Source organism: Psychrobacter immobilis, from assembly GCF_904846225.1.
Taxonomy (GTDB): Bacteria; Pseudomonadota; Gammaproteobacteria; order Pseudomonadales; family Moraxellaceae; genus Psychrobacter; species Psychrobacter immobilis_F.
Window position 1 is genome coordinate 1 of the sequence record NZ_CAJGZJ010000022.1, and the last position, 13646, is coordinate 13646.

General features: G+C 42.3%; 8 protein-coding genes and 1 pseudogene. 2 read left to right on the top strand and 7 right to left on the bottom strand.

The window, feature by feature from the left end:
• Positions 1 to 112: 112 nt before the first annotated feature.
• Positions 113 to 1474: a HEPN domain-containing protein gene (locus JMX48_RS11950; protein ID WP_201538091.1), complete on the top strand. Its 1362-nt coding sequence runs from the start codon at positions 113 to 115 to the stop codon at positions 1472 to 1474.
• A gap of 71 nt (positions 1475 to 1545) precedes the next feature.
• On the opposite strand, the pseudogene JMX48_RS14180 reads toward JMX48_RS11950, so the two are convergent.
• The 4 genes and pseudogenes from JMX48_RS14180 to JMX48_RS11970 all read right to left on the bottom strand — a co-directional run.
• Positions 1546 to 1608 (bottom strand): annotated as a pseudogene (locus tag JMX48_RS14180) (DUF2256 domain-containing protein); the annotation flags it as partial.
• 5 nt (positions 1609 to 1613) lie between these two features.
• Positions 1614 to 2798, bottom strand: a complete 1185-nt coding sequence (locus JMX48_RS14185; RefSeq protein WP_201538093.1) for a M48 family metallopeptidase — start codon at positions 2796 to 2798, stop codon at positions 1614 to 1616.
• Positions 2799 to 2895: 97 nt separating this feature from the next.
• Positions 2896 to 4086 carry a YjgN family protein gene (locus JMX48_RS11965; protein ID WP_201538095.1) on the bottom strand — a complete coding sequence of 397 codons (1191 nt, stop codon included), beginning with the start codon at positions 4084 to 4086 and terminating at the stop codon, positions 2896 to 2898.
• Positions 4087 to 4400: 314 nt separating this feature from the next.
• The gene (locus tag JMX48_RS11970) at positions 4401 to 5540 is read right to left on the bottom strand and encodes an alkene reductase (RefSeq protein WP_201538097.1); all 1140 of its coding nucleotides are present in this window, start codon (positions 5538 to 5540) and stop codon (positions 4401 to 4403) included.
• Between the two features lie 148 nt (positions 5541 to 5688).
• On the opposite strand from JMX48_RS11970, the gene JMX48_RS11975 reads away from it, so the two are divergent.
• Positions 5689 to 6573, top strand: a complete 885-nt coding sequence (locus tag JMX48_RS11975) for a LysR family transcriptional regulator (RefSeq protein WP_201538099.1) — start codon at positions 5689 to 5691, stop codon at positions 6571 to 6573.
• A 111-nt stretch (positions 6574 to 6684) separates the two neighbouring features.
• On the opposite strand, the gene JMX48_RS11980 is transcribed toward JMX48_RS11975, so the two are convergent.
• The 3 genes from JMX48_RS11980 to JMX48_RS11990 all read right to left on the bottom strand — a co-directional run bounded on the left by JMX48_RS11980 (position 6685) and on the right by JMX48_RS11990 (position 13426).
• Positions 6685 to 6843 carry a DUF2256 domain-containing protein gene (locus JMX48_RS11980; RefSeq protein WP_201538100.1) on the bottom strand — a complete coding sequence of 53 codons (159 nt, stop codon included), beginning with the start codon at positions 6841 to 6843 and terminating at the stop codon, positions 6685 to 6687.
• A 44-nt stretch (positions 6844 to 6887) separates the two neighbouring features.
• The gene (locus tag JMX48_RS11985; protein WP_010196547.1) at positions 6888 to 7058 is read right to left on the bottom strand and encodes a DUF2256 domain-containing protein; all 171 of its coding nucleotides are present in this window, start codon (positions 7056 to 7058) and stop codon (positions 6888 to 6890) included.
• A 197-nt stretch (positions 7059 to 7255) separates the two neighbouring features.
• Positions 7256 to 13426 carry a DNA repair ATPase gene (locus JMX48_RS11990; protein ID WP_201538102.1) on the bottom strand — a complete coding sequence of 2057 codons (6171 nt, stop codon included), beginning with the start codon at positions 13424 to 13426 and terminating at the stop codon, positions 7256 to 7258.
• Positions 13427 to 13646 lie beyond the last annotated feature (220 nt).

Here is a 13646-nt window from a genome sequence, read left to right on the forward strand (position 1 = left end):
TTTCTTGGTCATGGTAAACTCCTGTGAATATGCTTAGTTTACCAAGTTTATCTCTACGGTTTCTTCAGCATAGCTCAGAATTCATCCTGCTTTATCTTGTAATGAGGTTCTTATGAGTACATCTGAAAAGAATGTAGAAGATTTTAATTTTATATTTAGTGAAGCAATGAGACTATCCAAATTGCGTGAAGAATCAAATGACCTCTATAAAAAGGACTTTGATAACGATGCCCACTTGATTACAGCTATTATAGATGCACCTAAAGATGTCAAAAATATAAATCCAAATCAACGAGCCTTTTCAATTTCATCAAAATCTTGGGTTAGACTTAGAGATATTGCTATTAGAGATTTACAGTCTAAAAAGCTATTCCACAAGATAACTGTTGATGAGTATGTATATGATATTAGAGATTCTATTTATATTCATATTAAAAGTTCTGGCGATTTTGATAAGGCTGGATATGCCTCAATATTATCTAAAGCTGATAGAAGAGCTCGAAGAAAATTAAAAGATACGACTTATTATCTTCCATTCAATGCACTTATCCCAAATTTTAAAGATGAAATAACCATAGGTGATGTGAAGATTATCGCAAAAGACTCTATACTTAATCAGGTTAAAGAAAATACCTATTATGACCTGTATATAAAACATAACAACCCAAATAGCTACGACAAACTACTTTGCCTGACAGTCTTAAATTCTTCAGACAAAATGAGTAAAAAAAGAGCGTTTAATATAGCTGATTTTGTTTATGGTGTTATCAAAGTTTTTACCTACTTGTACAACGTGAAAGCTAGCCAATTAAACACTATGCACAATCCAATTAAAAACCAAACTACACTTTACCTTGCGTATGATAATAATCGCTATCGAATTGGTGGCTCACATTCATTTGGAGAAGACTTGACTGATTTTTGGAAATTCTTCAGTGACTACCTGAAAACAGAGTTAGGAGATACCATCAAAGGATTAATCGCTCATGCTCTTTGTCCAAAAGATAAGGAAGTATTCGCCGATCGTTTAATTGATGCATTTTATTGGTTCGGTGAAGCGTCAAGGGATATCAATGAAAGTGCTCAAACTATTAAACTAGTTACGGCTATGGAACGCATAGTTACAGATCCAAAAGAGGATAATGGCAAGGTATCAGAAAATTTCAGCAAACGAGCATCAAGTATGATAAGTAGATTCCACGGTGAATTTAATAAGTGGGATCGGTATTCTAAAATTATATATGACGAGAGATCCAATTTAGTGCATGGCTCACAAGGTCTACATAAGTCCTATGGGCATAGTTTAGGTTTTGATAGATTTGAATTAGCCTATAAGGCCATACTATCAGCATGTGTACTATTTAATGGAATAGGTCTAGAAACACCTGCAACTAAAAAGAAAATACAAAAACTCTTTAACGATATTTGTGCAATTAAGCCGTTGAAGAGCACTTTTGGTAGTGAGAAAACGTAGTTTCAATTATCTTTACTTTTACCCCGCCGATACCGCTCAAAACAATAAATCACCTGCTCCCAATCCTTTTCCTACTTCTTGCGCCACGTAAACGGACGCTGGCAGACGGGACAGGTTTTTTGCGTTAAGTTTACTTTTTTTACTCACAAACCGTTAGTTTTTGCGCAAAGCATTTGCTATATTTTTCTGCCATTTTAATCCGCAACTGGGTACTAGGATGCGTGGATAAGAAGTCGGATATTTTGTCGTCCTCAACTGCTTCATCATTGGCTCTAGTTTCTTCTTGCTGATTTTCGGCGTCATTGCTATCTTCTGTATTTATAGCGGTCGTCGAGTAATTTTCCATCCGATTTAAGATATTTACAAAGGCTTGTGGGTCAATACCAATCTTAAGCATTTTTTTAAATGCAAACTCATCTGCTTCGGTTTCGTACTCACGCGAATAGTGATTTGATACTAGTGCAGTACCCAAGCCTGTAGCAAGCTCACTGATACCGTCCGGATTACCCAATACCAATATCACCATCATAGTGGTTAATGAGTTTTGGGTGAGCATCTCTAAGCTATGACGCTCCACGACATGACCCATTTCATGTAACAGCACTGCATCTATCTCATCATCATTTTGGCTCAACGCTACAAACTTATCCGTCAAAATAATATCACCTGAGGGCAATGCAAAAGCGTTTGGTTGACTCTCTCCCCCTATCTTCATATCCCGAAAGTGTAGCTGATACTGAATGCTGTCATCACCACCAAAGGGTTTGAGGCGTGTTTCAAATCGAGATGTGATCTGCTGTTGTTTAGCCTCACTTATTTGGGTGGGTTGTAAGAAGTAACGATCCATAAAATCTAACGACTGATCACCAATAAACTCGCCTGTCTTTTGAGGTAGCGCATGAGCGACAGCTTGGCTCGTCCAAGGTAGGCCCCATTTGATAAAACCAAATACAACCGCAACCGTGATGACCAACATCGTTAAGACGCTGGTCAATTTTGTTTCATGACGATGTAAGCGTAAGCGCCACTGAGAGGCTGTATCGCTATTTTTATTACTATTGATGAGGGTATCAATCGCCTCATTATTTTGCGTCGTAAATAGTGACCCATCAGCCAGTGTGAGCTTGCGTTCAGTCTGTCCTAAACGATCACTGATCATGACTTGCGACCACTGACCTATTAGGTTTTGACGACTTTCCAAACCGTCAGCAGTATGATCAGATACAATTTGTACCTCATATCTCGTTTGATCTACCGTGAGTTGAGCGGCATATTGGATCGAGCTGTCTTTTGGATACCATTTGCCTGATACTACATTTATCATTAACGTTCTCACTGTATCCACGAGCCAAATTAGTCATTGGCGCTTCAATTAACCAAGGCGATGATTGAAATAAGGTATCTACCAACTGAGTTTGGTCTTAAATCGCAATACCAACATCAATATCTAAGACATCACCAATCTCTTCACCGAGAGCCGATTGCTCTTTCTCTTTTTGGGTCAGATAGTGATTGATATCTATCTCTGAAGCTGCTACCCAAGAATTATCCGCGATATAACGAGCCACACGGACTTTCGCCCACGGCATGGCTAAGCCAATAGTAAATAGAACCAGTAGCATATTTGTCAGCAAGACATAAAAATATCCTTTAGCACCAACCGTTGACTTAAAAGTAATGGCTTTATCTAGCGTGGTACTTTCAAACAAATACTGGCGTTGACGGCTATATGAATAGGCGGTCGCAAATAAGAACGTGGCAATAAAACCAAAATATATAATGATAAAACCGACAACAAGTAACGGACTTGCATTGGTATTGGCGTTTTCAACATCACTGGAAATATTATTAAGATCAAACCCGCCCGACATAGTAGACGCGATTATTAAGCCAAAGAGGACGGAGAGAATTAATAAACCACCGATAATAATGAGTATTTTTTTGAGCTGAATTTTTATAAACTTTTTGGTATTAATATTGATCAAAAAATTACCTTGACCAAATTTTGTCCGACCAATTTGGTATTCAGCTGCTTTTTTTGTAAAGAGTCCAGTGATATAGATGCCTAGCGCTATTGCCGCTATTATCCCTAGGGCAAATACGAGAAAAGCAAACGCTGGATTAGTACCTTCATCGATATTTGACATTGGTAGTAAGCTACCAAACGCAAGCAATGCAACGGCTGCATACCCCAATACAGGTATAAGCATATAAATAATATAGGCGGGTTTTAGATTGCCCATGAAGCTAAAACGCACGTTGCTAAAACTGGTCATGCGCATATTGAATTTCAGACTACGCCAAATTATCCAAGGAATAAAAGCGAATAAGATAATGGGTAATATGATGCCAATGAAAGGCAAAATAGAACCTATAATCTGCATGGCAAGCAATATCAGCACACCAATTAAATAACCAAAAAATAGCTGTTTACCTGTGGCATGGTAATCAAAATATCGATCTGCATATTCAGTATTGGCATAAAAATAGCGACGCGTACGTACTTTTGCCCAAGGATAATAAATGCCTATGGTGACAATGCATAATAAAACATTAACAATCCATATTTTAAAATATTCCGTACCGTTACCTTTAAATTGTATTCGTTTCATTCTGTCCCTAGAACCTTATGTATTTGATATTAATGTGGCGTGAAACCCATTTTTAAGATATCGATAAAAAATAATTTAAAAATGATTATATATTATATGGTTAGTAAATTGAGATAATAAATCAAACTTTAGTTGAATTAATAACGCGCTACTTAGTTTGAATCTGCTGTGCCATAAGCTGTCTTAAATAAAAAGGATACAACTATTATCGTCTATCTTTAATATAGCCAAATACATAAAGCACTAAGTTTATGTTTATGCCAAAAAAATAAGGCCACGAATGGCCTTATTGTTATAAATTATTTTGTTACGAGCTATTTTTGATAATAGGGATAATCATTATAGCCAATCTCAGTGCCGCCATACATCGTGGCGGGGTCTGCCTCATTGAGTGGCCAATTATTGGCTATGCGCTCAGGTAAATCGGGATTAGCAATAAAAGGACGACCAAAAGCAAATAAATCGCCATAACCTTTAGATAAGATATGAACCGCCTTCTCCACCGTGTATTTACCCGCATAAATAATAAGTCCTGAAAACGCCGCTCTGATGGCCCTATAAAACGCTTCAGGTAAATCAGGCGCGTTATCCCAATCGGCTTCGGCAATAGACAAGTAAGCAATACCCGCTTGCTCGAGCATTTTTACCGCTTCAACATACGTGTGATGAGGGTCAGACTCTACCAATCCCAAATACACCCGCGTTTCATTAGTACTCGCAAATAATGGGGCAAATCGTACACCCAAACGGTCAGCACCAACGACATCACTGACGGCAGCGACGATCTCTTTTAGGAAGCGCAGACGATTGGTCAACGAACCACCATATTGATCATTACGTGTATTGCTGTGCTCAGAGATGAACTGATTGACCAAATAACCATTGGCACAGTGCAGCTCAACACCATCAAAGCCTGCTTCTAATGCATTGCGTGCGGCTTGCGCATACATGTCTACCAGATCACCGACCTCTGTGGTACTAAGCGCACGCGGCGCGCTTGGATCTGCTAGAGCACCTTCGCCCGGACCTGTTTCGACAAATACTTTGACGTTGTCAGCAGTGATAGCAGAAGGGCCAATAGGCTGCGCTTCGTTTGGCTGTAAGCTGGTGTGCGATACGCGACCAACGTGCCAAAGCTGAGCAAAAATAATCCCGCCTTTGTCGTGTACGGCTTGCGTGACTTTTTTCCAGCCTTCAATTTGGGCTTGTGAATGTATGCCGGGCGTCCAGGCGTAACCTTGCCCTCTTGGTTCGATTTGAGTGCCTTCGGTCACCATAAAGCCTGCCGTAGCGCGCTGCGAATAGTAACTCGCCATCAACTCGTTGGGGATATTGTCTGGTTGAGTGCTGCGAGACCTTGTCAATGGTGGCATGACGATACGGTTTTTGAGCGTATAAGGGCCGAGCGTTACCGCAGAAAATAACGTACTGGTATTGGGGATAGGATGTGTCATAAAACTCTCTTTTAAAGCAAACTAATGGGCTGATGGTTTAAATCGCTTAACCTGTTTTGATGCTTAATAATTGGCATAAGCAATAGTGGTCAGCATAGAGTTTTATAGGTACAATTTGAAACAACCTTTTTTTGTATAAGAGACAATTATGAATGGTATCAACAGGCTCGATATCAAACAGCTAAGAGTGCTTAGCGCTTTACTTGATTTGAACAACCTCTCACAAGTGGCGCGAAAGATGGGACTGACGCAACAAGCGATTAGTGAGCAATTACGTAAGCTACGCGATTTATTTGATGATCGTTTGTTTATTCGTCAAGGCAATAGCATGATAGCAACCCCAAAAGCGCTATTGATGCAGCAGCCCATTAGCGATATATTAAAACAGTTGGATGCGCTGTTAGAGCCTGATTTGTTTACGCCGCAAACCTATAAAGGCGTCTTTACAATTAGTGCGACTGATTATGCCACCCAAGCCTTGCTACCACAGCTATTCAATATAACGAGACGCGAAGCCCCTGGTTTAAAACTCATCGTCCGCGACTTTGCCTCCGACAATATCAATCAGCTGATTACGGCAGGGGAACTTGATTTATTGATTACCTTTCCAGAGTTTATTCCGGACAATTTGGTATACGTTACTTTATTTGAAGAGCAGCATTTATGCATTACAGGTTGCGATAATGAATTTACAAAACAGCCGTTAACATTGGCACAAATCGCAGCTCATCCTCAGCTAGTGGTCTCACCTTCGCGTGCTAATCTACGTGGCTCTCACGATCAATGGTTTGCAGAAAAAGGCCTTCAACGCAATATCGTCATGTCTGTACCTAGCTTTTCTGCTGTACCAGATATCCTGCATACCACCGATATGCTGGCATTTTATCCTTCGCGGTTATTGCCAACGAGTAAAGTGAAAGAAGTAGAGGTAGAAGCCTTACCGCCGACATTTAAGGTAATAGCGGCTTGGCACCCTCGCACCAATGACAGTGAGATACATCGTTGGTTGATCAAGCAATTGCAGAATTTATGAGCACAGCTAGCAGCTATCATTAGTTCAGCGCGTGTTGGTTATTTAACCGTCAAAGTTTATTTCGAACTCAATATTATTATCGAAATTCGCCTTACTGCCAATTAGCCCGTCTCACGCCTGCTTATCACCACTGCCATCTTTGTTACGCCGACACTTCTCTGAACAATAAATCACCTGATCCCAGTCCTTCTCCCATTTCTTGCGCCACGTAAACGGGCGCTGGCAGACAGGGCAGGTTTTTTGCGGTAAATTTACTTTTTTATGTGCCATTGTCTGCTTCCTTTTTTCGTATATCTCTAACTGATTATCGACACCTATTTATCTTCTTTTTGATGATCCAATCCTTCATATTTTTTCACACGGCGACATTGGTCTGAGCAATAAACCATGCTCTCCCAGTTTTTATCCAGCTTTTTAGTCCAACTAAACTCACGCTCGCAGACAGGGCAGAGTTTTTTTCGAACGTTCTTTTTTTTGTGCGCCATACATTTCTCATTGGTTTGTTTAATATAATCGAAGCAACTGCCACGACTATACATCAATAACTTGTCGGTATAGCCTATTAATTATAAATGCTCATTATCATTATTGCTCGTAAATACTAATTCTTGTAAGTACTTATTCTCATAGTTGCTAACCCTCATAATTACTTATGAGCAATAGTTACTACTCCTTATAATTGCTATTCATAGTCATCAAAGATTTTATTCAATCGATTCAGGCTATTGACGATCAGCTTACCCGATTGATCAGTACTGGTATCAATCGCTAGCTTCTCATCCATACGCATCGTCAACGGCTCCAAGGCTTGCTTGAGCGCATTTGCCATGAGTGCCGTTTGCTGATGAATATCCGGCGTGTCGCTATCTGCTGGTTGGTTCTCATTACCCTTATGCAAGCTCTCCGCTAGGCTATGAGACAAGCTATCGGCCATTTTTTGCGCCAATTGCTCAACGGCATTGACCAGCTGCACCATCAGCTCTTTTTGCATGTTTTGGTTTTGTTTGAGGTACTCGCCTTCCGCCTTTTCAGCATTGTGATCGTGCTTATAGACTTGTATCAGCTGATTCATGCTTTTTTCAAAGCCATTATCGATACTGTCACTCACAGTTTTGGCATTATTAATAAAGCTATCGGCGAGGATTTTTTGCGATTCGAGTTGCGCATCTAGCTGAGTCTTTAACTGGGCTTGGCGCGCGACCTCTCGTAAGCGGGCGATTTGCTCTGGATCATTTTGCGTTACGTATTTTTCGAACTGGCTACTGATGGCATTAAAGCCACTCGCCAAATCAACCAGCTGCGCGACGATGCGCGCACCCGTGTCACCGTCCGCGCCGCCCATGGCTTTGTTACGTAAAAAGTCCGCTTTAATTTGTACCCAGCGCTCTACTTCCTCTTGCGTTAATACCCCGCGCATCTCGCCAAGCTTAAGCAAGTTACTCTCTGCGCCTTGGGTCAATAGCTGCGACTCACCCAAATAATGATCGTCGATGAGCTGGTTCAGCTCGTTTTCATTCATGATTGCTGAGAGTTTTTCGGTCATTTTATTCATGTTGCGGTAACTGCCTTGCAGCTTAAATATCGGCTCAACGCGATATTTATCGTCTTGCGAAGCGGAAGCAATGTAGGCTTGATTGACATCGAGAATGACTTTTTGCACCGTGAACATATGACGCAAAATAGCGATAATCTCGTTAATCTCCGAGCTGCTATAAGGATAGGTCAGCTCGCTACTTTGTACTTGCGCTAAGTTGGCATTATCCACCTTTGCCATTTTGATCAGGCGATGAACATCCGCTAGATCGCGATTGGCAAGTGGCGCTAGCACCGTATTAGAGGTCAATGAGTTCTCAATATAACTGAGTGCGAATATCTCTTCCATGCCGCTCATGATATCGCCTAGGTTATAGATATCAGCACGGTTGGCGAGCATATCGGGCACTTTAAACGCTTCACCACTTTCGGTATAAGGGTTACCTGCCATAACGACACAAAACTTTTTGCCGCGCATGTCATAAGTCTTGGTCTTGCCTTGCCAAACGCCATCGATACGGCGCGTACCATCACCGAGCGAGATGAATTTCTGCAAAAATTCGGCGTGAGTATGTTGAATATCATCGAGATAAAGCATGACATTATTGCCCATCTCAAAGGCTAAGTTAATTTTATTAAGCTCTTCTCTTGCCGTAGCATTGGGCGCTTTTTCGGGATCTAAAGAGGTGACATCATGACCGAGCGAAGGGCAATTAATCTTCATAAAGATGAGCCCTAAACGATTGGCAACATACTCCATCAAGGTAGTTTTACCATAGCCTGGCGGCGATATCATCATCAAGATACCCATCAAGTCGGTACGCTTATCTTCACCGACCGTGCCCATTTGCTTTGCGAGGTTGTCACCAATTAATGGTAAGTAGCTCTCATTAATCAGACGGTTGCGCACAAATGATGACAGTGGACGCGGCATAAACTCGTCCAGTCGCAATGACTCTTTTGCATCACTCAAGATACCTGAGCGCATGGCGAGATAACGCTTATAAGCGGGGATTACCTGCGTGTCATGATGATGCAAACGGTTCAAAAAGTCATCGACAGCAAAGGTCAAGGTCTGCTGATGAATGCGCTTGTGCTCACCTAGTAAGCTGTTTACTTTTATTTCGAGCGATACCTTGCCCGTACTGCGCTCAAAGCTCTGTACTTGATTGAGTGGGTTATTGATACTGGTCAATGATGCAGTTGATGAAAACGATAAGGCAGATGGTGTACCACCTATGCCTTGATTGCTTCCTTTATTAAGCGCCCCTTTATCAAAGCTTGCGCCTGAATCGATCAGACGTTGCACCAAGGCTTCGCGCTGCGCATCATTTAATTGGGTCAGTAGGACCGCAATGGCTTCGGGTACATAATGACGACCACTCTCCAACTGCTGTTTACGCAAGACTTCTTTTTCTTCTAGCTCAGCCAACTGTGCGGCATCGAGCGCATTGCCTGCATTTTCTGTGTTATCGACTTGCCCGCTAACGGTTTCGCTACTACCATAAGTTTTATCCAGTAATGCATGGAACCATGTGCCCAATAGCTCATAGGCAGATTTTGGCTGAAAGCCAAGCTTGCCGATGGCAGATTGTAGTTGCCCAAAACTGCCAGTGGGTTGCAGGTTGCCTGAGGCGTCATTCAAGGTTTTGATCAATTGCTCACACAGCTGCTCAGCTTGTTGACTCGTTTGCCAATGAACCGCTTTGGATAAACCGACCTCTGGTTGCGCTGACTGTCCCATCACTCCTACCAAGTATTCACTGGCAAGCTGGACGTGGCTTTGTTTAAAGATGGTAGCATTATGATCTTGATCTGTTTCTGAATCTGAGTTGTCCTCTACACTAAATTTATCGCCATTATAAGCAGTGACAAAACCGTGCATCACATGGGTCATGTCCTCAACCAGCAACGCTTTGGCCGTGTCACTACCCAGCGTACGGCGCAGTTGCTCAGCGGTAATCGCTCTATCCATCCAGTTATCCACACGCGTCAGTACTGACTCACTGAGCCAAGCGTCATAACCAAATTGCTGCAAACTTGCCAATCCAAGCGCTTGTACGAGGTTCAACTGCCAATAGAATAATTGCGCCAGCGCGCGCACTTGCGGAGTATAAATCAAGAGACCTGCCGCGCGTAATGTCGGTAATATCTGCATCAATAACAGCGTGGCATCGTGGTCATGAATACCTTTGTCATAACCGAGCTGATAACGAGGTGTGGCGTATGCTTTGACCAGTCTAGCCAGCGGGCTGTCATTATCAATATCGCCATTGATATCCAAAGTAATCACCGTTTCATCGTACGCTTGATATAACCGCGCTTCGGTCAAGCCATCTTGAGCGTTTTTGGCACTCTCAATGATGCTATACGTCAGGTATTCCGCACGGTAAACGGCATCGGACTCGGAGGCGATATTCATGTCCCAATACGGACGCAGCGCATTCAGCTCGGTGTTGTTAAGCACTTCATAATAGTCGGTGCCTGTTAGATGCAAATTGAGAATGCGCGTGCCATCTGATTGCTGGCGACTCAGCAACGTTAAATCCAATGGCTGAGTATTGACCGAAAAACGATGCTTGCCCAGCTTAATGATCTGACCGCCATCTTCAAACAAGTCAGACTTGTCTTTTAGACTTTTATAGCTTTCGATCTGAATGGCTTTTAGGCGCGCGTCTATGTCATCTGCTTTTACGCTAAAGCCCATCGCTTGCAGATCTTTGGCGATGTTACGTACTTTTTGTACCAACCCATCGGCAGCGAAATAAGTATTTAACGCATCTTCTTCTTTAAAACCAGTAACGCCGGTACTTTGAGTTCGTTTTTTGATGCTTTCAAGCATCCGCAGCGCACCGTCACCTAAATTTTGTGCTTTACGGTTACGGGTATCGAGCAGTTGTTGTTTATGATTTTCAAAGGTCTCATAAATCTCTTCACGCTTGCTGATGATATCTGCTAAAAACTGATCGCCACTACTGGTCTCAGGATCGGCAAACTGGCTTTCTAATTCCTCTAACTGCACGAGCAATTTCGCCATTTGTTCATCTGATTTTTCGGGCGTATTGGCAATCGATAAGGCATTGGCAATTGACTGACCAAATAGTTTGAACTGTGCGCCAAATTGCGCCACCGCTTCGGCAGAACCTAGATTTTTACGTTTATGATTGAGCTTGGCTTTGCTTTGATTGAGACTGGCATAAATAGTCGATATGTCATCGATAATTTGCGTTCGTACCGTCGCATCAGCCACCTCTAGCGTACCAAGCAGCTCGGTCAGTAGATCCAACCCTTGCGTCGTTTCATCTATTTTATCTAACACAGGTTTTAGTTCGGCATTGGTTTCAGCCGTATTTAAGCGTTCACTAACGTCTGTCAAAATACCTTCGTAGCTAGATAACGCCTCATCTCCGCTTAAAAACAATACGGTTTTTTCGGCAAGCTCGCCTTCTGCTGCTTCGAGTTGTGTCTGGAGCGTTTGTAGTTTATCGCTATCTAAATAACGCAAATCCTCTAGGCTTACCAAACGACCTTTTTGACGTCTAATCGCCGATAGCTGATCCACATAATCACTGGCAGACTCAAAAGTGGTGGTTTGTATCTGTCGTAATATCTCACTTTGCTGAGTCTCCGCATCACTCAAAGCCGTTTGGGTTTGCTTTTGAATACTTTGTACTTTGGCAAACTCATCAATGACCAATTCAGCCGTGACCGTGACTTCTTTAATGCTACCAGCGACTTCGTTCAGCTCAGGTTCGGACAGCCAATAATAATTATCAAAGAGGCGGCTGGTATTGTCTGACAGCTCTTCATACAGCTTTTGTGACACGCCTTGGTTGTCAATTAAGCGCGTGATGCTATAAAGGTCGGAGATACCGCGTACCAATTCTTTGTTGCCTATCTTGCCATAAAAACTGGTGCTTTCAGGCAACTCACTGACATACTCAGGCGAGGCATAAGGCGTATGCCATATCTGCATCGGATGAATCCGTGACGGCTCAGTTTGATCGCTAAACAGCACCAAACGGCCATTTTCAGCCAGCGCCATCCCATTACAATAAATGGGGTTTGCCAATTGTTTTTTGATCAAGTTATAAGGAAATAACCCCGTGATGCCTAAAGCGACATCATAGAATAAAAACAGAACATCTTCGCCATTGGGCGATACAATTTTACGTTTAAACTTTAAGTCTTTTGCACCAACATTATTGGCATCAAATAGCTTATATTCGCCCGTCTGTAAGTAATAACCGCCCGGAAAAATAATGCCGTGATCTTCTGGTAGCTGCACGCACGATTGACCAATCGCATCCAAACGTAGTACCGCTTCGGTCAAAGTGTTAAAAACGAAATAACGATAACTGTCCTCACGATACGGCAATATCTTTAATAATATTAAGCTGCCAACTTTGGCATAAGCAATCTCAGCATCGGTCAGCGACTGAGTGCGATCATTGACAGGCTCGCTATAGATACCCTGCCCTGATTGCGTATTATCCTCAATTTTAATGGTCAAATCGCCACCGACCGTTTCGACAAATATCGTATCCAAGATATTCATATGCGGGTATTTGCCATTGATCATCTGATCGCGGGTGGTGTCAATCCAGTCAAAATCATAAGCAGGCGGCAACTCGATATCGCGCTCGCCTCGATTGTCTACGTAGGCGACTTGCGCAGACTCTGGCGTGCCTTGGCTAAAATCTAAGGCGAAACGAAAAACACGAATATCGGTGATACGCTCGCCAATCTGAAAAGCCAATAACAATTTGCTGTCTTTGACCGTCAGTTGAATCAGGCGTGTTTGTTTGTAATATCGATACAACTCATTGAAATCTTGGACAAACGACTCTTGATCTAAAAAAGTTCCTTTTAGATCTACTTCTTCAAGTTTGTATTCTTGGTCAGCGCTCTCATTACTATCTATATCAACATCATTTTCTCTATCAACCTCTTTGTCCGTTGGCTCAATCAATCGATATAGCGACAACACATCTTTAATGCTGCTGGCCCGCTTGAGTCCCATAAAGACATTGTAGCCAAATAGCAGATAATCACCGACCTGCACCATGTCCTGCGCCACACAGTTGTATTCGGTACGAATCCGTGTGCGGGCAATGACTTGCATCTGAGTGCTACCGAACTCTTGCAAACGCGCGTGATTGAGCTTGGCAGTTTGTTGCTCTAAGCGACTGCCTTGCTCAGTGAGACGTTTTTTAATAAGCTCATAAGAATTGCCTGAGGCAACCGCCTGATCCGTTTGGGCAGCTTGGTTTTGAGTGTTTTTGCTATGCGAATCGGTTGATTTTTGCGTGTCCGCCATCGTTGCTTGTCCATTTTTATTTTTAGGCAATAAGGAAAATAAGATAAAGTTTAGGAGTTTTTTGAATGAAATAAGCGCTGGGCTAATCTAAAAAAACGAATACTAACTGCTGATTCTTTTAGATTAGCCAACTCGTGGTTAATGGTAAGTATTAATGTGCATTAACAGCTATTAACTATCACTCAGTTTAAGTATTTAGTTTGAGTTGGCCAAAGTCGTC